This is a genomic window from Micromonospora sp. CB01531 (assembly GCF_001905095.1).
Classification (GTDB): Bacteria; Actinomycetota; Actinomycetes; order Mycobacteriales; family Micromonosporaceae; genus Micromonospora.
In genome coordinates this window covers 1-19,370 of the sequence record NZ_LWLS01000090.1, presented here as the reverse complement: position 1 = coordinate 19,370, position 19,370 = coordinate 1, and the positions used below count along the sequence as shown (strand labels likewise).

General features: G+C 57.2%; 28 protein-coding genes. 21 read left to right on the top strand and 7 right to left on the bottom strand.

Annotated features, from left to right (window positions below):
• Positions 1-314: 314 nt before the first annotated feature.
• The 4 genes from A6A27_RS44465 to A6A27_RS43465 form a co-directional block, all read right to left on the bottom strand.
• Complete coding sequence (locus A6A27_RS44465; RefSeq protein WP_158074064.1) at positions 315-476, bottom strand: hypothetical protein; 162 nt, start codon at positions 474-476, stop codon at positions 315-317.
• A 946-nt stretch (positions 477-1,422) separates the two neighbouring features.
• On the bottom strand, positions 1,423-1,701 hold the full coding sequence (locus A6A27_RS27035; RefSeq protein ID WP_073837464.1) for a hypothetical protein: 279 nt from the start codon (positions 1,699-1,701) through the stop codon (positions 1,423-1,425).
• A 67-nt stretch (positions 1,702-1,768) separates the two neighbouring features.
• Positions 1,769-2,110 carry a hypothetical protein gene (locus A6A27_RS27030; RefSeq protein ID WP_073837463.1) on the bottom strand — a complete coding sequence of 114 codons (342 nt, stop codon included), beginning with the start codon at positions 2,108-2,110 and terminating at the stop codon, positions 1,769-1,771.
• 120 nt (positions 2,111-2,230) lie between these two features.
• Positions 2,231-2,542 (bottom strand): hypothetical protein, encoded by a 312-nt coding sequence (locus A6A27_RS43465; protein WP_143194187.1) that lies wholly within the window; start codon positions 2,540-2,542, stop codon positions 2,231-2,233.
• Positions 2,543-3,677: 1,135 nt separating this feature from the next.
• Here A6A27_RS43465 and A6A27_RS27025 point away from each other — a divergent pair.
• The 9 genes from A6A27_RS27025 to A6A27_RS43460 all read left to right on the top strand — a co-directional run bounded on the left by A6A27_RS27025 (position 3,678) and on the right by A6A27_RS43460 (position 8,933).
• Positions 3,678-3,920 carry an Acb2/Tad1 domain-containing protein gene (locus A6A27_RS27025; protein ID WP_143194186.1) on the top strand — a complete coding sequence of 81 codons (243 nt, stop codon included), beginning with the start codon at positions 3,678-3,680 and terminating at the stop codon, positions 3,918-3,920.
• Between the two features lie 327 nt (positions 3,921-4,247).
• Complete coding sequence (locus A6A27_RS27015) at positions 4,248-4,928, top strand: hypothetical protein (RefSeq protein WP_143194185.1); 681 nt, start codon at positions 4,248-4,250, stop codon at positions 4,926-4,928.
• Between the two features lie 18 nt (positions 4,929-4,946).
• Positions 4,947-5,087, top strand: a complete 141-nt coding sequence (locus tag A6A27_RS44460) for a hypothetical protein (RefSeq protein WP_158074063.1) — start codon at positions 4,947-4,949, stop codon at positions 5,085-5,087.
• 69 nt (positions 5,088-5,156) lie between these two features.
• Positions 5,157-6,752 (top strand): recombinase family protein, encoded by a 1,596-nt coding sequence (locus A6A27_RS27010; protein WP_073837460.1) that lies wholly within the window; start codon positions 5,157-5,159, stop codon positions 6,750-6,752.
• Positions 6,753-6,838: 86 nt separating this feature from the next.
• On the top strand, positions 6,839-7,096 hold the full coding sequence (locus tag A6A27_RS27005) for a DUF4190 domain-containing protein (RefSeq protein ID WP_073837459.1): 258 nt from the start codon (positions 6,839-6,841) through the stop codon (positions 7,094-7,096).
• A gap of 80 nt (positions 7,097-7,176) precedes the next feature.
• On the top strand, positions 7,177-7,932 hold the full coding sequence (locus tag A6A27_RS27000; protein WP_073837458.1) for a hypothetical protein: 756 nt from the start codon (positions 7,177-7,179) through the stop codon (positions 7,930-7,932).
• Positions 7,932-8,174, top strand: coding sequence for a hypothetical protein (locus tag A6A27_RS26995; RefSeq protein WP_073837457.1), 243 nt, complete (start codon positions 7,932-7,934; stop codon positions 8,172-8,174). The genes A6A27_RS27000 and A6A27_RS26995 overlap by 1 nt, the downstream gene beginning before the upstream one ends.
• Positions 8,171-8,440: a hypothetical protein gene (locus A6A27_RS26990; protein WP_073837456.1), complete on the top strand. Its 270-nt coding sequence runs from the start codon at positions 8,171-8,173 to the stop codon at positions 8,438-8,440. The genes A6A27_RS26995 and A6A27_RS26990 overlap by 4 nt, the downstream gene beginning before the upstream one ends.
• A complete protein-coding gene (locus A6A27_RS43460) occupies positions 8,433-8,933 on the top strand; it encodes a phage terminase small subunit (protein ID WP_143194184.1) in 501 nt (166 codons plus the stop codon). Before A6A27_RS26990 ends, A6A27_RS43460 begins: the two co-directional genes overlap by 8 nt.
• Before the next feature lie 252 nt (positions 8,934-9,185).
• Here A6A27_RS43460 and A6A27_RS26980 read toward each other — a convergent pair whose 3' ends face one another.
• The 3 genes from A6A27_RS26980 to A6A27_RS26970 are packed head-to-tail and all read right to left on the bottom strand — an operon-like array spanning position 9,186 to position 9,888.
• A complete protein-coding gene (locus A6A27_RS26980) occupies positions 9,186-9,437 on the bottom strand; it encodes a hypothetical protein (RefSeq protein WP_073837454.1) in 252 nt (83 codons plus the stop codon).
• Between the two features lie 11 nt (positions 9,438-9,448).
• Positions 9,449-9,697, bottom strand: coding sequence for a hypothetical protein (locus tag A6A27_RS26975; RefSeq protein ID WP_073837453.1), 249 nt, complete (start codon positions 9,695-9,697; stop codon positions 9,449-9,451).
• The gene (locus tag A6A27_RS26970; protein ID WP_073837452.1) at positions 9,694-9,888 is read right to left on the bottom strand and encodes a hypothetical protein; all 195 of its coding nucleotides are present in this window, start codon (positions 9,886-9,888) and stop codon (positions 9,694-9,696) included. The genes A6A27_RS26975 and A6A27_RS26970 overlap by 4 nt, the downstream gene beginning before the upstream one ends.
• An 87-nt stretch (positions 9,889-9,975) precedes the next feature.
• Between A6A27_RS26970 and A6A27_RS43455 the strand changes: the two genes are divergently transcribed.
• The 12 genes from A6A27_RS43455 (at position 9,976) to A6A27_RS26920 (ending at position 19,154) form a co-directional block, all read left to right on the top strand.
• Positions 9,976-11,577, top strand: a complete 1,602-nt coding sequence (locus A6A27_RS43455; RefSeq protein ID WP_143194183.1) for a hypothetical protein — start codon at positions 9,976-9,978, stop codon at positions 11,575-11,577.
• A gap of 527 nt (positions 11,578-12,104) precedes the next feature.
• Positions 12,105-13,286: a phage portal protein gene (locus A6A27_RS26960; protein WP_073837450.1), complete on the top strand. Its 1,182-nt coding sequence runs from the start codon at positions 12,105-12,107 to the stop codon at positions 13,284-13,286.
• Between the two features lie 21 nt (positions 13,287-13,307).
• Positions 13,308-13,847 (top strand): hypothetical protein, encoded by a 540-nt coding sequence (locus A6A27_RS26955; RefSeq protein WP_073837449.1) that lies wholly within the window; start codon positions 13,308-13,310, stop codon positions 13,845-13,847.
• Between the two features lie 30 nt (positions 13,848-13,877).
• On the top strand, positions 13,878-14,957 hold the full coding sequence (locus A6A27_RS26950; RefSeq protein WP_073837448.1) for a phage major capsid protein: 1,080 nt from the start codon (positions 13,878-13,880) through the stop codon (positions 14,955-14,957).
• Between the two features lie 272 nt (positions 14,958-15,229).
• On the top strand, positions 15,230-16,141 hold the full coding sequence (locus A6A27_RS26945; protein WP_158074062.1) for a glycosyltransferase family 4 protein: 912 nt from the start codon (positions 15,230-15,232) through the stop codon (positions 16,139-16,141).
• A 3-nt stretch (positions 16,142-16,144) separates the two neighbouring features.
• Positions 16,145-16,702 (top strand): hypothetical protein, encoded by a 558-nt coding sequence (locus A6A27_RS26940; RefSeq protein WP_073837446.1) that lies wholly within the window; start codon positions 16,145-16,147, stop codon positions 16,700-16,702.
• Complete coding sequence (locus tag A6A27_RS43450) at positions 16,690-17,055, top strand: hypothetical protein (RefSeq protein WP_143194180.1); 366 nt, start codon at positions 16,690-16,692, stop codon at positions 17,053-17,055. Before A6A27_RS26940 ends, A6A27_RS43450 begins: the two co-directional genes overlap by 13 nt.
• The gene (locus tag A6A27_RS26935) at positions 17,056-17,418 is read left to right on the top strand and encodes a hypothetical protein (protein ID WP_143194179.1); all 363 of its coding nucleotides are present in this window, start codon (positions 17,056-17,058) and stop codon (positions 17,416-17,418) included.
• 29 nt (positions 17,419-17,447) lie between these two features.
• Positions 17,448-17,843, top strand: coding sequence for a hypothetical protein (locus A6A27_RS43445; RefSeq protein ID WP_143194178.1), 396 nt, complete (start codon positions 17,448-17,450; stop codon positions 17,841-17,843).
• Positions 17,840-18,244, top strand: coding sequence for an endonuclease VII domain-containing protein (locus tag A6A27_RS46885; RefSeq protein ID WP_073837444.1), 405 nt, complete (start codon positions 17,840-17,842; stop codon positions 18,242-18,244). The genes A6A27_RS43445 and A6A27_RS46885 overlap by 4 nt, the downstream gene beginning before the upstream one ends.
• 19 nt (positions 18,245-18,263) lie before the next feature.
• Complete coding sequence (locus tag A6A27_RS26925; protein ID WP_073837443.1) at positions 18,264-18,830, top strand: phage tail tube protein; 567 nt, start codon at positions 18,264-18,266, stop codon at positions 18,828-18,830.
• Between the two features lie 48 nt (positions 18,831-18,878).
• Positions 18,879-19,154: a hypothetical protein gene (locus tag A6A27_RS26920; RefSeq protein WP_143194177.1), complete on the top strand. Its 276-nt coding sequence runs from the start codon at positions 18,879-18,881 to the stop codon at positions 19,152-19,154.
• Positions 19,155-19,370 lie beyond the last annotated feature (216 nt).

The window sequence follows — 19,370 nt, the reverse complement described above, 5'->3', positions numbered from 1 at the left end:
TTCATCGTGGTTGTGCCAGAACATCCCCAGGGTGGCGTGTGCACCGTTAGGGATCTCTGACAGAGGTTCTTTACCATCCCCGCCGTGCTGGTCACTGTCGCAGCATTCCCCGTTAGCTATAACGAGCGTGCAACACTGGCAAGCCCAACAGGTGACGCTAGGAATTTCCCTTCGAGTACGAATTGCTTCGTACTCGAATTCTTCCCGAGCCTCACGCTCCATTGCGGCGCGGGTGTAATCCTCTTCCGCGTAGTCTCGCTGCTCATCCATGTAGTCCCCTCTCCGCGCCATTGCGTCAAAGTGGCTTAGATCCATTACTTATCCTCACCCTTTGGCATTTCGCCAGTGCGAGCAAAGCGCACAGCGTCAGCTTTTTCATTAAACCATTCCGTCTGACGATGCACTTCCCCGTCAGCGCTACGGGTTTCGTACTCCCCCACCCATTGTTCATGGGTGTGATCGAAATAAACGTCCATTGCCTCTCCCCTACTCCGGTACCCGCAACAGCGGGACCACCTTTACGCACCAACACCATAGGTGCCCGTGTGAGCACCGTAGTTTACCGGCAGAGCAGCCCCCACACTTGCGGCAGAGGTCATAGCGCATGTGACGCTTACCTGGCATGGCTTAGTTGCCCGCTAGGCGACGATCGCAACGTGAGCACTTAGTTAGGTATGCAATTTCGCCGACCTGTTTTGCGACCCATTGCTGAGTGTCGCTTACCATCATGGTCGGCTGACATAGTGCCGTAGCGATTCCGTTCCGTTCTGCTACGGCATGAACCGTTGATGTTCCACCCTTAGTGGGAATCTTTCGTGCCCACCTAACCATTGTCATTCCTCCCTAATTGCCTATGGCTAGGCTCAGCTGTGAAGCTGAGCCTAGCCGATTGGCCGTTAGTAGGACAGCGGCAGTGGCCCATACTCGGGATCATGCCATGTCATTATGTCTTCCCGATACGTACCCCGTTCGATCAGTTCCAGGAGGTGACGCGATGGGTCGAGCTGATAAAGCGTGTATTCCGTCGATACCCCGTTACCCTCCACCCCGATCATCAGCCGGTCACTACCGGCTAGCGGCAGGATGCTTACGACATGGAACGCCATTCCCTTGTAAGTCCCTATGTTCGGGTAAACCTCAGCGAGGCTTTCACGACTCACTAGGGCCTGAAATCGCGTAATGCTCACTCTGCTGTCTCCTCAGCACTCTTGAAAGCGGGGGCAGTGGTGGCCTCAGTGGCCTTCCTGGCACGCTTCACGGTTGCTGACTTGTTCAGGTCAACAAACCTGTAATGCGTTCCCTTTTTGCGCCCCCGGTCAGTCATGACTTTCTCGGTAGCCTCAGTGGTGGCTAGGGTGACGTGCTCTGTCCACCCCTTGCCATTCCTCAACTCTATACGAAACATTCCCGGTTTCCTTTCTGTTAGTCAGCCCAGAGTGAAAAGCTGCCGTCAATCACGCCGTAGTCTGCGCGGTGGAACCCGTCATAGATCACAAAGACAATCCAATCCGAATCGTCATGGTGGCTGTAACACTTACCCGCGATGAGGCGACAGTCTTTGTCGTGAGTGTGTACCCCGTGACCTTCGTGCACAGTGATTGCCAGGTTATCGATGCTCACGCCGTAGTCCCTGGCAGCCTGGCGTTTGATGTCTTCAAACGGAACGTCAATCCGTTCCGCGATAGGCCGAATGGTTTGCATCCCCTCATCCCTTTCTGCCGTGCCATACGGGCGGCCAGACCGCTAAGCCTGGCCACCCTTAAAGCGCTCACAGATAGGTAGTTTGCCCGTTCACAGTGATGAAGTTTCGCCCCTTACCGTTTCCCTGGCTAGCGGCGTCCCAGTAGCAGTTGTCGCTATCCTCAGTGGCACACTCCGGAAGGGTGATAGCCCGGTAAGGGCTGTAGCTCTCGACTACCCGCCATTCACCTTCATCGAAGGTGTAGCACGGCGTCACGCCTTCCACGTCCTCACAGTCTGGGAGGGTAGCTGCCAGGGTGGCAACCGTGGTCGGCTCGCTGGCTGAGGTCTCAGTGGTGCTGTTGCTGTTGGCGGGCTGGCAGGCTGAGAGCGTGACCAGCATGGCCAGGGTAGCGATTGTGCGGCGCATCTCGATTCCTTACTGCTAGGCGACGGTAACGGGCTAGTCCTGTCTAAGCGACTAAGCAAGCCTTCCCCTACTCACTACTAGGGAAAGGCTTGATAGAGGCTTAGCGAGGCTGTGAGGCTGTCAGCCACACCAACAGAGCCGGTGAGTTTCGCAGGCGTTCCGCTGGCATCCTCCGCAGTTGTTGCAGAGATCCGTGTGGTGGGGTGTCAGCTCAACCATCACCACTACTTCGTGAGTGAATCCCTTCACCTCGCTAATCAGTGTCACGGGTTCAATTACCATGTTCTTCCACCCGGCAGCACGTCCGATGTTGGGGAATGTCAGTGTGGCGATTCCATCTTTGATGTCGCCGATTTCGTATCCATGCAGGCCCTTGAGGCGTTCCAGACTAGCTGGGTCAGTGTAGACAGTTAGGTCGTCGTATCTTCCCATTGCTCATGCTCCTTTAGGCGACGGTAAAGAGGCACACAACGTGTGCCCCCATACAGGTCTACTAAAGGGCTCATCCGCACTGCCTAGGTTCTCCTCACGGCACTGCGCACGCATTAGCGTGCCAGAGGTTTGCCTAGGGCTATGGGCGCGTGCGCGCTTGTCAAAGAACAGGGATGCGGCGAGCCTGCGTACAGGCCATTCCGTGAGTCACCCCAGACACAGCAGCCACCCCCGCGCGCACGGGGCGCGCGGCGTGCGAGGCGAGCGGCTGAGTCATGACGTAATCCTACACTGCCAGCTTGCATAAAAGAGGATATGAAAGCTGTTACTCACAAGTAACATTCCCGGGTAGTTTCAGATAGTGCCATCCGGCATAGCGCATACTTATGCACTCCCCTAGACGGGCTGCTCTCTCCACTGTAGACATCCCATCGAAGCCTGTCTCTATCGAAGCTTGCTTCCATTCAAGGGCTTCACTATCGATGGGTCTCGCTATAGATGCGCGTCTCTGTCCCGAGCCTACATCGCCTATCGGCCGGGTAGGAGATCTCCCATAGACGGCTGTCACTGCTGTCTGTCCACTATAGAACGCTCATATATGATCTTCCATATCCATGCATGCTGATTGCATAACCATGCACCGTATGCGGCCTGGTGCATGTATCACCCCGTAGCCATAGACAGACGTGCTTACATCACAGCTTAGTTCAGAGTGTGTCAGAAGCATGTTTATGCTGCTCAAGCTGCTTGTTTGATGTTCTTGCATGCTCATGCTCATCGATGATTGATGCTTGTCACCGTAGCCAAGCGTGACTTAGCACGCTTGTTCGATGTATGTTTATGCACCCGGGGGGATACCCAAGATCGTCGATGGCTGGGCATCGTCTCGCTCCTAGTACGCCCCGCTGTACGGTTTGGAGAGTTTGTCCGATTCCCAAAATATGGGAAGAATTTGGACATGCCGATGTCTCAATATTCACCGTTTTGAATGATTTACGATCATCACTATCGATGACCGTCCACATTGAAGCCGATCGCTGACTAGCCCTCGCTCCGCTCGGGCTTACCCATCGGCACATTGACAACTCTGAGTATAAGTCTCCACTGATATACAGTCCTGACCAGGGATTATACGGTGGCTTCATCGAAGGACTTCACTGTGAAGATTGACCCGACTGAGGTCGCATCGAGGTTCAGCTATCACCAGCCGTCCACTGAGGACATCCGGACGAAGCATGAGCTGATTCGCTTCGAGTGCGGGGTGCTTGCCGAAGTGCTCCTTGAGCACTGTCCCGAATCCCGGGAACTCAGCTTGGCCTTGACAAAGCTGGATGAGGTGTGCATGTACGCCAACGCGGCTGTTGCACGCCATCAGTAACCCCTCAAGATCGCATATAGAGAGCCAAGGGAAGCACATTCTCTGGGCTTTGTCAACCACGCAAGGAGCTGCGAAGATGCCTTATGACCCCCCCGTAATCTCCGGTGACCTTGAGACGTACCGAGTCTCCCTCAGCCTGGGCAACTCAACGATCATCTTGGAGCCCCAGATCACCCCTGGGCCTTTCCCGGAGGACCCTACGCCTCCTGAGGTATTTCAGGATCTCGTCAACTTCCTGATCCTGAAGTACGAGCTGTATGCGGAGCGTCGGGCGGCGTCAGTCGCCAGGTGCATTCCTGATGAAGAGTCACCCGTGGAGCCGTCGTAATGGGCGGTTGGTACCTCAACCCGGCTCTGACGAACTTCCGAAAGGAGGTGAATGCCAGGTGGCCCGATCGGGATAAGACCTCGGATGGAACTGTGGGAGACCTCGCTCACCAGGCGACGGATAGCGACCATAACCCCGATCCTGACGGCTCGGTGGATGCCTGGGATATGGACGTCGATGGAGTGGACGTCCAGGCAGTTATCGCGGCTGCTCTGAAGCACGAGGCAATCCAGTACGTCATCTACAACCGCCGGATTACCTCTCGGTCCTGGGGCCTAGGAGTTTGGCGTACCTACTCTGGCAAGAACCCCCATGACAAGCACGTTCACTTCAGTACTCGTGATTCCCACGAGAACAGCACTAAGCCGTGGTTCCCCGAGGAGGATCTAGTGACCACCCAGGCTGAATTCAACGATTTTTTCAAGAACGCCCTGAAGGACCCCGATGTCGCCAAGGAGCTTCGTCGGCTTCCCTGGCAGTATGAGGGTGGTGGTATCCCCGCCGGGCTGTCGACCCTGAATGTCCTCAACAAGACCTTCGAGGGTGCGACCTCGAAGACGGTCCTTCAGCCGGTGACCATCGATAAGGATCAGCTTGCGGCTCTGCTTCAGGACCCGGCCTTCCTGGCTGGCCTGGCCAAGGCTGTCAACGATGACGCTGCCAAGAGGATGCAGGCGTAATCGCGTAGCATCCTGACCGTGGAGAAGAGGATCGCCGTCGCCCTGCTAGTCACCCTCACCGTCGCCATCCTGGCCTTGCTCGCCCGGGGAACTCCGAAGAACCTGCCGTTGCCTCCTGAGCACGGCAACCCCATTGAACAGCCGCTTCCGGTCAGCTAGCCCCAGCTCAGACACTCTGTAACTGTGGCGTACTGGAGCCTTCGAGCGCTCTAGAGTTACAGTCGATGGATGACCAACTCACTGAGGTTGCTAGCCGGCATCCGGCTCAGCAAGGAGACCGACGAGACTACCTCCCCTGAGCGCCAGGAGGCAGACATCCTGGCCGACCCAGCGGTGGAGCCAGGTGGGGAGAACATCGTCGACTGGGCCAGGGACCTTGACATCTCGGCTGGGAAGTTCAACCCCTTCCAGCGACCCAAGCTAGGTCCCTGGCTCACGAAGCGTACCAGCGAGTATGACGGTCTGATCTTCGCCAGAGCGGACCGAGCTATTCGCAGCATGATGGACATGTACGAGCTGTCCAAGTGGGCCATTGAGCATCGGAAGGTAATCATCTTCCACAAGGGGCCAGGCAACTCCCCTCGGATGGATCTGGACTTCCGGAAAGGACCTCTGGACCCAATCAGTCAGCTCATGGTCACATTCTTCGCGTTCGCCGGAGAAATTGAGCTTGCCGCGATCAAGGATCGGAATCAGGGCTCTCAGAGGAAAGCTCGCGAGGACGGCCGTTACCACGGGGGTCCTGTTCCCTACGGCTATCGCCCGGTCAAACAACCAATGGGTGAGGGCTGGAAGCTAGAGCCTGACCCTGAGGCGTCTGAGATTGTCGGAAAGGCCATCGAGAGGATTCTCAGCGGAGACTCCCTGAACGCCATAGCCGAAGACCTCAACAGAAACAAGGCTCTTGCACCACGAGACCAGCAGCGCAAGCAGAAGGGCAAGCCCACCAACGGAGAACGGTGGTCGAGCACCGTTCTCGGGAGGATTCTGCGGAACAAAGCGCTGCTGGGATATCAGATTCACAATGGCAAAGTGTTCAGGGGTCCTAACGGACTGCCGGTGATGCAGTCCACTCCAATCGTGAAGCGGCACGTCTGGGAAGCCCTACAGCAGAAACTTGACGATAACTCGGTCAAGAAGCCTCGAACTCGCTCCACTGCACCTCTTTTGCAGATTAGTTTCTGCCTGAAGTCTGGTCACCCACACTACATCTTTGGTGGTGGCGACCCCAAATGGGGGGTCTACTACAGGTGTAGGGGGAAGGTTAAGAAACTGGGCTGCGAAGCGACTTCAGTGAACGCTAAAATCCTTACGCAGATCACCGAAGAGCAGCTTTTGAGCCACATTGGAGACCTGGAAGTCCTCGAAGAGGTCTTCATTCCCGGGGAATCCCACAAAGAAGAGCTTCAGGAGGCCCAAGATGGCCTTGTGGACCTCCTTGAGAGGTCTGCTGGGAAGTCTGAGGCTGTTAAGGCCATCTATGACAGCCAGATTGCCTCTCTAGAGGCCCTGATTGACCAACTGAGCGCCCTTCCCGAGACTCCCAGTAGGACTGAGTACCGGGGAACGGGAAGCACCTACAGGGAGATCTGGGAGGCTAGCGACGCCCAGGGGCGTAGGAGGCTTCTCCTGGACTCAGGAGTCCGCATCGAAGCTGCTGTTGCCGATGGACCCTGGGTGTCTGTCGGTCGCTTTGAGCGACCTGAGCGCTACGACGAGGCGGTAAGCCTCGGAGTATCCGACAACATCCAGTACGCCTTTTATCTGCCGAAGAACCTCATCGAGCGTACGACTAGACTTTCTCGGGGATCGCAGTTATCGTGAGCAATGGAGGGGCTGGGAGACTTCTCATGGCGGGGTGGTGCTCTCCAGATACTCCCAGCCCCCAACTCAGACCTCTTGGAGCAGCGATGCACCCTCAGACCAACTCGAACGCCAAGGCTGCCTACTACTTGGGCCTAATCGGGCTGATCGTTGGGTGGTGCTCACTGTTCATCCCCAACCTGATCGCCATCGGTTTCGGGCACTCAGCCCTCAGGACGATCCGGCGTACCGGCGAACCTGGCTACAGCGAGGCCAGAAAGGGCCTCACGATGGCTTATCTGCCGATGGCACTGGTAGCGCTAGGCTTAACCCTCGCAGTCATCAACGGTGAAATAACTTTCTGACTTACGCACTTCCCAAGGCCCCCTCTCGGGGGCCTTTTTCATGGCCATCCAAGGCCACTTCCCAGGAGGAATAACTGAATATGGCCGATCTAACCGTTCTCGTGCCTACCCGAGGCCGCATCGGCAACTCGCTGAGGCTCCTGAAGGCATTCCGGGAGACCTGTACGGCTGATACGGAGCTGGTCTTCGTAATCTCAGCCGATGACCCGGACCATGACCTCTACTATTGGCACCTTACCCAGGCCGATGGTCGAGCCATCACGGTGTCTGTCGACAAGCCGGGGGTGGTAGCACCCCTGAATGCTGGTTTTGAGGCCCTGAAGGGCTCTCTGGGGCTCGCTGTGGGCTTCATGGGTGATGACCACCTCCCCAAGACTCGTGGCTGGGATGAGGCCCTTCTCGGGGAGCTGAAGGCCCTGAAGACTGGTATCGCCTATCCCAATGACCTGCTTCAGTTCGAGGCTATGGCTACCGCCGTGGTGATGACCTCTGACATCCCGAAGGCCCTTGGCTATATGGCTCCTTCGGAGCTTGACCACATGTGCATCGATCTCGTGTGGCTTGACTGGGGTCGAGGAATTGACAAGCTCGTCTACCGGGATGACGTCATCATCGAGCACCTTCACCGCTCGGTGGGGAAGTCTCGAGAGGACGCTACCTACAGGCTTACCAGAGACCTCGTTAGCCCCGATTCAGAGAAGTACACCACATACAAGGAAACTCGCCTTAGCGATGATCTGAAGGCCCTTAGCGGGCTGCTTACGCCGGCTCCTAGGAAGGCTCCTGCTAAGCGTGCTCCCGCGAAGAAGGCAGCGCCGAAGAAGGCTGGTGCCTGATGAACTTCGTGTTCGCTCCCAGTGAGTCTCGGGCTCAGGACTTCCTCAAGAACAACCGATTTGGTCTGGACGACCGAGTGAAGGTCCGGACGGCTTCCAGCCGGCTGGATGGTGAGCGGTATTGCGAGGGTGACACCCTCTACATCCTTGATGGCTGCCCGAGCAAGATGCTCGCCTCCATTCAGATCAATTCCATGATCTCTCCGACGAAGCCGGCTGTTATCTCGGTGGAGGAGCGATGAAGACCGCTGAGCAGAAGGCCGCCGATGACAACCTGGCTAACGCCATTCGGGCTGTCGATGAGGCATACTACGGTCCTGACCCGAAAATCATCACTGACTACCTAGTGGTCGCCTGCTATAACGGCTGGGATGACGAAGGAAATCCCGAGACTGCCTACTCCCTGATTTTTCCAGACGGGTCGATCCCTTCGCACCGGGGCCTTGGGCTCGCTCAGTACGCCAAGACGAAGCTGGAATACAACTTGCTTGGCGATGCCGATGACTGAGAAGAAGACCGATGACGCTCGGGTAAACCGAAATCCGGTCGTTCACAACATCGGCGCCCTCCAGTGGGATGGCGAACGCCGGGGTCCTGAGCTTGAGGACGAAGAGCCTGATATCAAGTGGTGCAATCGAACGAAGAAGTGGTGGAAGACCTGGCAGGAGTCGCCTCAGGCGATGCTCATGACTGACACCGACTGGGAGTTCATGCTTGAGACTGCCTTCCTTCACAATCTCCTGTGGGGTTGGCACATGATCGTGGACAAGGAGAGCGGCGGATTTATCGACGTTCCCTGTGACCCGAAGGACGCCAAGTCTCTAGCCGGTGAAATTCGTATTCGCCTAGAAAAGATGGGAGCCACGATCAAAGACCGTGGCTCCCTGGGGATGCGTATTCAAACTTCTGGTGCTGATGTAGTCAAGGAAGCCGAGAAGGCTACTCGCTCGGGGGTTGACTACCGGAAGCGGCTAACAGGCGAAGATCCTCAGCCCTTGTGATGATCGCTTCTACTCGGTCGTAGAGCCGGCCTCGCTGGCTCCGGATGTGCGTCACATCCTCGATGAGGGGAACTGCGGTCATCGCTGTTCCAGTGGCTTCCTACGTTGCTCAGGCGCGCGGTCATACGAACACTCCACAGCAAAGACAAATGATGGCGACGGTAATGGCGACGGCTATGAGACAGCCTACGGTTTCCCCGTAGGAGGGTGGGGGTTGGCGATTAGGCCAACCCCCGATGGGGTTGATGTCCATTAGTGACCGAGGCTCACCCAGTGGGCTCGACCACCCTGAGCCTTGTAAGCCTCGTAGCGCTCCTTCCAGAGATCGTAGACAGGCTGAGTGTCGTAGCCGCTCTTTTCCAAGAGCACAAGGTAGAGGCTGAGCTGTGTCGCTGCCCACTGGTTGTTGAAGGAGGGCATCCAGCATCTCCGCAGGAGATAGTCAACCTTCTGCTCGATCTCCTCCACGAGGTGAATGAGGTTCCCGCCCTCGAAGTGAATCACTTCTTCGCCTCTTACTTGGGGTCGATCTGCGTGCGCAGAGTTTCAATCCGGAAGAGCCGGGTCTTGTAGCCCTGGGCCTCAAGGATGTCTCGGACATCCGTCGCGTCCAGGAGCTTGCCAGCAGACTTCCCGTGGTCTCCGAAGTCAACCGAGGTCCAGTTGCCCCCTTCAACCCGAGCTTCCACCTCGTACCTGTAGACGACCTTCGGGGGCTCATAGTCCGGGTTGATCGGGTCATTGAGGAGACTTGAGTCGTTCATCGAACAGCCACCTTCGCATCCGTCAACTCGAAGTTGTACGCGCCGTCAAGAAGGTTCTGAATGTAGCTCTTGACGTCCTGCCGAACGGCGGTGCTCAAGGCTCGCTTGTCATCCTCGGGCCAAGGCCCGTTGTTGCTCTGGCTCCACTTCTCCGGATCTACCTCGATCTGGATGGCGACTAGCACCTTCATGGCTAGCTCCTTCACGTTTGGCGACGTTCCCTGAACGTTACCACACAGCTTGCATAAAACTCAATATCCAAACCCCAGGAGGGTGTCATGGCCCAAGGCGGCCTCCCACCTGGGCTCCCGGAAGATCATGGCTTCCAGACGCTTGGTTGGGAGTTGCTTGACTGGGCCTCCACCTACCTGGCTCAGCCTGACGGTATCAACAAAGGGACGACTTGGCAGTACACAGATGACCAGGCTCGGTTCACCCTTTGGTTCTATGCCCTCCACCCCGATACGAAGTGGGATTCCCACGCTGGCAAGTTCAGCCAAGGTGGCTGGCTCTTCCGGCGAGCCTATAGAGAGCGCGCCAAGGGTGTCGGTAAGACCCCGATGGTCGGCGCTATGGCTTGTACGGAGCTTCTAGCTCCGGTTCAATTCGACGGCTGGGATGCCTATGGCAATCCCGTTGGCCGTCCTCATCCAAACCCCCTAGTTCAGCTCGCAGCCGTTTCTGAGTCTCAAGCCGATCAGACGATGGTCCTGATCAACTCAATGCTCGCCAACGGCGCTGCTGAGTCCGAATATGGCTTGGACATCGCTCTGAGCCGGATCTACGTCCCTAATGGTGGAAAACTTGAGAAGGTTACCGCAAGTCCACGAAGCCGTGAGGGTGCTCGACCGACATTCGTCGTTCTTGAGGAAACACACAACTGGGTACCTGCGGAAAGAGGCCCTGAGTTCGCTGAAGTGCTGCGACGGAACCTCGGAAAGCTCGACGGTCGATCCGTCGAGGTTACGAACGCTCCTCTCCCAGGCGAGAATTCGGTAGCCGAAGCCTCCCACCGGGAGTTCAGCCGGCTAGCCGCTGACGGTCACCTCGGAGGCGTTCTTTTCGACTCCGAGAGTATTCATGTCGAGGACGTCAAAGACCCTGAGCAAGCCCTTCCTGCGCTTGCTTGGATTTATCGCAACTCTCCTTGGGTGAACATCAACCGTATCTTCGAGGAGATCTGCGACAGCAACACCCGAGAGAGTTCAGCGAGGAAGTTCTACTTCAACGAGATCGTCATTGGTGAGTCCGGGTGGCTCAAGAAGGGCGATGTCGAGAAGGCTCGGAAGGACAGCGTTAAACCTCTCAAGAAGACCGACAAGATCGCCCTTGGCTTCAAGGGGGCGATGCGTAATGGTGCCGCTGCTGTGGTAGCGGTGCGGCTAACCGATCAGTCAGTCTGGCTCCTGAAGATGTGGGAGAAGCCCGAGAACGCTGATCGGTCCTGGGAAGTCCCCTACTACGAGGTCGACCAGTACGTCCGGAAGCAACTGGAGAAGCGGAACGTCTACAGCGTGTTCGCTGACCCACACCAGTTCCAGGACATCATCGGCAAGTGGGCCGCTGACTACGAAGACTGTGGTATTGAGGAGTTCTGGCTTACCTCGAAGGCTAAGTACGCCAAGGCCATCGAGGGCTTTGAGAGTGGTGTCCGAGCAGAGCGAGTCGTCTGGAACGACCAACCTGACTTGGAGCGACACATTCTCGCTTGCCACATTCTAGAGACTCCCCAGGGGGACATCCTTCGCAAGGAGACCGCAGACAGTAAGCGGTATATCGCCGCTGCACAAGCAGCGGTGCTAGCTCATGCGGCGTGTATGCAAGCAATTGAAGACGGCGCTCTCGCCCCGGAGGTGGATCGCACGATGTACGCCTGGTGAGCACGCCAGACAACTAAATAAGGAGGTGAGGGCGCTTGGGGACTTACACCGCAGAAGTCACGGTTCCACCGGGTAATCAGGCAGCAGGACTGCCGTACTCATGGAATCCGTCGATCTTCAACGGCGCTGCCACCAATTTCCCTCCCGGCTCTCCTGAGTGGTGGCTATTCAATGGAATGCTTGCCATCGAGGGGAAGCAAACCGCTCACAGCGTTCGTGAGGCTTACGTCTCTGGGCATCACCCCCTTCCGAATGGTGACCGGAGGTACGTCAAGGCCCTCCGAGATTTCCAAGAGAAGGCCCTTACGAACTACGTAGCTCTAGCTACGAACGCGATGATTCCGCGTATGCGGGTAAAGGGCTTTAGATTCGGTTCTCCCGAGCGTCCTAAGCCCTCCCCCACTCCTAGTACCCCTCAGGGTGGGAACTCGCCTCAGAATGGCTCTCAGGGGCCTCAAATGGCCCGTTCTGAAGGTACTGCTGAAGGCAGTCGTGGACTTGCCGACAGGGACGCTCGACTTGTCTGGATGGCCAATGACATGGACTTCCAGATGGACACCTTCTTGACCTACTGCGCAACCTTCGGTGAAGGCTACCTCCTGGTGGGTCCTGAGGACCCTGAGACCGAGGAGCCCACGATCACCGTGGAGCATCCGAAGCTCTGCCATGTCTTCACCGATCCCGTAAAGCCCACCAGGGCTTTGGCTGGCATCAGGGTGTGGAAGGACGTCTACCTTGGTCAGATGGTAGCGGTTGTCTACCTGGCTGACGGTCGAGTGATCGCCTACGTAGGCCCGAAGAACAGTGAGACTATCGCTGCCTCTGTGGCGTTCATCAATGGCAGCTTCACTCAGCTCAAGGTCCAGCAGAACGAGATCAACGAAGTACCTCTCGTTCGGTGCCAGTGGCGTCCTGATGGCAAGGCTGAGGCTGAGGATGCCTTCGAGGTCCAGGACCGAATCAACCTGACGATCCTCAATCGGCTCATCATCTCCAAGAGCCAGGCTTACCGCCAGCGCTGGATGACTGGTGGCCAGATCGCTCAGGCGAAGAAGGGGAAGAAGGGTGTAGACGCCAAGCCTCCCTTTGACCCTGGCGCAGACACCCTCTGGCACGTTCCCGCTCCTGATGCGAAGTTCGGAGACTTCGATCAGGTCGACATTACCCAGATCTTGAATTCCGTACGAGATGACGTCCTTGACTTCGCTGGTATTACGCAGCTTCCTGCGCACTACCTCATGGGTCGAATGGCGAACATCTCTGGAGACACCCTTACCCAGGCTGAGTCGGGGCACAAGCTTAGGACTCAGGCCCGCCAGCGGTCTGTGGGATGGGCTCTCGAAAAGGCGATGCGCCTGGTCTTCAAGTACAAGGGGAACCTCGAAAAGGCCAAGGAACTTGATGCCGAGGTCATCTGGGGCGATGCGGAGATACGCAGCCTCGCTGAAAAGGCTGATGCCGCAGTCAAGTTTGCTCAAGCGTTCGCTCAGGCTCCTCCGTTCATGGTTCCTGTTATCGCAGAAATGATGGACCTCGATCCTGACCAGATTGACCGGCTGGTTGCCGATGCCGAGGAATGGCAGGCACAGCAGCAGGCACGCGAAGACCAGCAAATGAAGGCACAGCACGAGAACGCCATGGCCCTCACCAAGGAGGGCGCTAAGGCGAAGGCTGGTCCCGGTGGTCAGCCAACCAACAAGCAATCCTAGAGGGATAAGGAATAACTGAATATGTCCGGAGAGAACGCCCCGGAGGCGACCGAGACCACCACTACGACCGAGGGTACTGAGACCGAGGTCGTTGAGCAGAAGAAGACGCTTGAGCAGCTTACCCCTGAGGAGCTGATCGATTACGTCAAGACCCTGCGCAAGGAGAACGCGTCACACCGCACTGCAAAGCAGCTCAAGGACAAGGAGCTTGAGGAGTTCCGGGCTTGGAAGGATTCGCAGAAGACCGAGCTTGAGCGTGCTCAGGAAGAGAACGCGACCCTGAAGCAGGACAACCTCAGTCTGCTGAAGACCTCTATCGCCCTCGGGGCTGGTCTGACGATGGATGACGTTGAGTTCATCAGTGGTGAGACTCCGGAGGACATGAAGGCTTCCGCCGAGAAGCTTGCCGGCCGAGTGAAGGCCGGGCAGACCAACACCACGACGAACACCACCGACGTTTTCGCCGGTACTCGTGGGACTGCAACCAACGAAGGCCCGAAGAACCCCAATGACGTAGCTAACGCCTACATGGCGCAGCTCATCTGGGGCAACGGCCGCTAAGTCTCTCTAACTTAAAAAGGACAACTAAATATGGCTATTCAGACCACCAAGGGTCTTTACCGTCACGAGCAGGACCCGTCGATTCAGAGTGTCGGCAACCGGGTCCGGGAGCTTCCCGCCGAGGTTGCCTCTGGCATTCTCGATGACGTCATTACCGGCTCGGCTGCTCTTCAGCTCGGTTCGGTTTCCCGGATGACCCGGCGAGAGAAGATCTTCACTCTTACCGAGACTCTTCCGGACGCCTACTGGATCAAGGGTACTGCTGCGAGCGACAAGCCCTCGTTCGGTCCGGGTTCCACTCAGACCGATGGTTCTCGTGAGGCCAAGGACCTTGCGATGAAGCAGACCACGAGCATGACGTGGACCCAGAAGCGTATGGAGGCAGAGGAGATGGCCGTCCTGGTGCCGCTGCCGGACACCTGGGCCGCTGACTCGGACGTCAACTTCGAGGAGATTAAGCCCTACCTCGTTGAGGCGATGAGCAAGAAGCTGGACGCTGCGATCCTCTTCGGTGAGGAGATTCCGTCGACCTGGGCCGCGAACGGTTTCCACGGCATTCTGCCGGACGCTATTGCCAACGGCAACTCCGTGAACGCTGCAAACATCGGTACTGGTCCTGGTCAGTTTGTTGACCTGGCGGACGCTATTGCGGCGCTGTCTCAGACGATGGCTGAGGACGGTTATGACCCGAGCGGTTTTGTGACCTTCCCCGGTTTCAAGTGGCAGCTCGTTCGGCTGCGTGACGCCAACAAGAACCCCATCTTCGATGGCGCTCTGACCAGTTCTCCGACTGGCCAGGGTATCTACGGCCAGACGCTTGCTGAGGTTCGGTCGGGTATCTGGAACACCCACAAGGATGACGCTCTTCTGATCGCCGGTCAGTGGGACACCCTGAAGATTGGTATCCGCCAGGACATCGAGTTTGCGGTGACCGATTCGGCTCCGATTTTCAACCAGGCTGGTCAGCTCGTTCTGAACACCTTCCAGCAGGATGCGAAGGTTCTTCGTGCGACCTTCCGGGTTGCGGCGAACGTCATTAACCCGCTGAAGCGGCTGGGTGGCGAGTACCCGTTCTCGGTGCTGCGTCCGGACGCTGACTTCTCTAGCTAAGTGACAGATTGACAGTTCTTCTGTCAATCGTCGCCAGAAACCTAAAGAGAGGGGCGGGAATACCCGCCCCTCTCCCGAGGATCGTGCCGGCACCGTCGCCAAACGACCGGCACTTCTCTCTGCCAGTAAAGCCCCCAGCGAAAAGGAATTTCTTCCCAGTGCGCGTGCTAGCTTACACCCACGCTTACCCCGGTCCTATGAGGCATCAGGCTGGCGGCGAAACCTCGCTACATGATGCATTGCGGTACCTAGTGCGTCAAGGTCACGAAGTAGTGGCACTGGTAGGAGAGCCGACACAGGTCCCGTCGTACGAGATAGACGGCGTGCAGGTACGAACCGTGCAGACCGAGGCTGAGGCGAAGGCAGCTCCGCTTAGCGCCTTCCCGTGGGCCGACGTCATCGTGACCCAACTGAAATGCTCGTACCGAGGGTCGCTGGTTGCACAGATGTTCAAGAAGCCAGTGATCCACTACGCCCACAACGACCACAGGTCAACCCTGAAGACCCTGGGGCAGTACGCCTCGATCGGGCTGTACAACACCCACTGGGTACGAAAGTCCTTCGAGGCTGAAGGGGTGTACACCCCTGGCCTGGTACTTCACCCCTCGGTCGAGCCTGAGCGCTACCGCGTCGACAACCTCGGTGAGTGCGTCACGCTCATCAACCTCTCCAAGGGTGGAGACGGGATGTACGACAAGGGCTGGCAGACGTTCTTCGAGCTGGCCAAGAGGAACCCTGACGTCCCCTTTCTAGGGGTGCACGGTGCCTACGGTGAGCAGGCTCACCTAGACCTGCCGAACGTCACGTACATGCCCCACCAGGAGGACATCCGCGAGGTGTACAAGCGCACCAGAGTGTTGCTTGTACCAAGCAAGTATGAGTCCTTTGGACGAGTCGCTGTAGAGGCTGCTGCCTCTGGAATCCCCTCGGTGTGCACCGACACCCCTGGCCTCGTAGAGGCTTTGGACGACTCAGTTCAATACTGTGAATACGGCGACTACGACATGTGGAATGAGTGCCTTCATGAGGCACTGACATATTCGCACTACGGTCCCCAGGTCAAGGCTCGCTCAGAATTCCTCTGGAAGCAGAGTCAGTCTGAGCTTGAAGAGCTTGGGTTGATGTTCGACATTCTTCAGTCCGCTGGACTGGCTGAGCTTTATGACTATCTCTCCGTGAGGTAACAGTTGTTCACTATCGCAGACCTCGAAATCCCACTTCGGAGGTCGATTCTTCCTGCCGAGGAACCCTACTACCAATACCTGATCGATCAGGTTACCGCGTACATCGAGACTGTCACCGGGGTTGCCTTCACTCTGCACACGAACGAGACCGTTCGCTATCGAGCCGATGGCCACGGCATAGTTGAGCTGGTTGGCCCTGTTGTTGAGGTTGCCAACATCGCTCCCCTGATTCAGTCCAACTACACCTACCGCTATGACGGCTGGTATTGGATGCCGGCAGTCTGGGATGGCCTCAGTGACATCGAGGGGCTGGCTCCCTACGAGGTTGTTGATGTCACCTACACCTACGGCTACGACCTCGATGAGGTTCCCCAGGACATCAAGGGCGTTGCTATGGATGCCGTACTGGGCAAGGTCAACGGCCGTACTCCAGGGGATCTCGAAGAGAAGACCGTAGGCGACATCACCTACAAGTGGCGCGTCTCCGAGGCTGACTTCGATGCCTTCGGGCTGGAAGTCCTCCGCTCCTATCAGGGGGTGGCGAGGACATGGCGTCTGTAGGCAACCCCGGGAACGCCACGATCGTTCTCAAGCGGGCTCCGCTTGTTAAGGATGCTCGCTCGGGGCAGTTCATTAGGGACTGGGCGAACGCTGAGAGGTTCACAATCCCTGGCTGCTCAGTGCAAGCCTTTCCCCTAGCTGAAAAGCTCAACTACGAGGTGAACGACAATAGGGAGTTTGCGAGGTCGAGCATCCGCGTGTATGCCTCCGCTGACTCTGTTGTTCCTGAGCCTACCGACCGCGTTGAGTATCGAGGTCGAGAATACGAGCTGTTCGGGTACGCCGCCGAATGGTTGGACCTCGAAGAGAACCTGGATCACATCGCGTACGTCTGTCGAATCCGGGGAGGCTAAATGGCCTGGCGAGTAGGCACCCCGAAGATCGATGGCCGAAAAATGGTTCAGATCATCAACACCACCGGCAAGTACGAGAAGTACGCCAAGGGGCAGTTGAGACGCCTGAGAGAGATTGCCATCGAGATCTACCACGACCGTGAAGTGGGAGGCCCTTGGCGCAAATCGAATACCTCTCCCCCGAAGTACGTAGAGGTGTTCGTCATCCGCAAATACGGCATGAACTACCGCCTGGTCAACCGTGACCCTGGCGCTCAGTGGGTTGAGTGGGGGGCACACGCAGGAGGCAAGGTTGCCATTCTGAAGTACGCCCCAATGAGAACGGCTCTCGACCGGCTTGAAGCGGAAGAGAGGCTTCAGTAATGCCAGCCTTCATCCGTCACGGAGATCCCGTGGCAGGCGTCATAGACATACTTACCAACCAAACTCCCGAGCTGGCTCCCTACAGCATCGACAACATCTCTGGGGATCTGACCGGCTGGGACAAAACGAAGACATGGATTCAGGTCAGCCGCGAAGGTGGCCTGAGAGTGTGGCCGAAGATTAGTAAGCCTCGGATTGACATTGATGTGTACGCGCCAACCTCCAATGAATGCGCGGACATCATGGACATCGTTGAGGCCAGTATCTTCCGAGCCCAATATCAATACCGAGGCTGGGGAATTCGCCTCCACAGGGTAATTGAGGAAGTCGGGCCTGTCGAGGCATACGACAAGCACGAAGAGTCTCCCCGATATTTTTGTTCACTCAGATTAACAACAACCCCCGACTTCGAGTCCATGCCGTGAAGCAATGCACCGGATGCAAAGAGTCGAAGCCACTAGACCGATTCTACTTCGATAAGCGGAAGAGCGCGCCCAGGCCCCAATGCAAGTCGTGTACGAGCGAGCGAAGCGCGCGATACTACCGGGAAAATTCGGAGAGGGTAATCGCCAGGACGATCAATACAGGTCGTCAGCGCAAGTATGGCATTTCCACTGAGCAGTTCGAGGAAATGCTGGTCGGGCAGTCTGGACTCTGCTCAATCTGCCGGGAGGCCATGAAGCCTCCATGTATCGACCACGATCATGACACAGGTAAGGCCAGACAACTCCTGTGCTCGAACTGCAACGCAGGGCTCGGCCAATTCCGAGACAACCCTAAGTTGCTCGACCGTGCTGCGTCATACCTTCGAGAGCACGGCAAATAACTAAATAGGAGAACTGAATATGGCTGCAACTTCTTACGACCCGAGGCAGGTTCGTCTTGCCCCGGACGGTCGAGTCCTGGTTGCCCCGCTGGGGACCACTGAGCCGGCCGATGTCACTGCCCCCTTTGGGGTTGCCTTCAAGGAGCTGGGGTGGGTCACCGAGGATGGTGTCTCCGTCACTCCGTCTGTTGACACTAACGACGTCAATATGTGGCAGGCGATCACCCCGGTCAAGCGTCCGCTGACCGGCATGGGCCTTGAGGTCTCGATGGCTCTTGGTAGCCACAACAAGGACACCCTGGGTCTGTACTTCCTGAACTCCACCGTTACGAACTCGTCCGGCGTCGCTCGGCTTGAGATGAAGAACGCTCCGGCCTCTCAGGAGGTAATGCTGGCTGTCGAGTGGACCGATGACGAAGGCGACGTCAACCGACTGATTCTGCCCCGAGTCACCATGACCGACCGCGAGGCAATCGCCCTCCAGCGGAGTGACGCTGTTGCGCTCGGCATTACCTTCTCCGCTCTGGCTGGTCCTGACGGCTATTCGGCCGTTCTGTTGTCGAACAACACCGACCTGCTTAGCTAAGCGAATCTTCAACTACTCCCCCATCTTCTAACTGAATAAGGAAAACAAGTGTCTGCTCAGGAAGCTGTGAAGAACGAGGCGCAGGACGCCGTTGTGGTTTTTGAGTTCCGGGGTCGGAAGTACAAGCTTCCGGCGAACTTGAACGAGGCCGATGGCGATGTGCTTGAGCACTACGAGAACGACAAGCCGATCTCCGCTCTGAAGGCCCTGCTGGGCGAGGACCAGTTTGCCGAGTACAAGGCTTCGGTGAAGCCGAAGGTCAAGGACCACATTGAGTTCATCGGTGAGGCTTTCAAGGCCCTGGGTACGACCTCGGGGGAATAGCCTGGCTAGCCCATATCCTCTCTGATGATCGGCTCTGTGAAATGGTCGAGGCAGATTTCTGCCAGTTCTATCACGGAGCCGATCTCAGGGATTTTTGGCGGTCAGGGTCGGGGATGACTTACCGCTGGGTCATTAGCCACATCAGAATGCTCCCCGAAGATTCGAGGTACGTCAAACACCTCCGTCGTGAATCTGGGCTGATCTGGGATCAGCCAG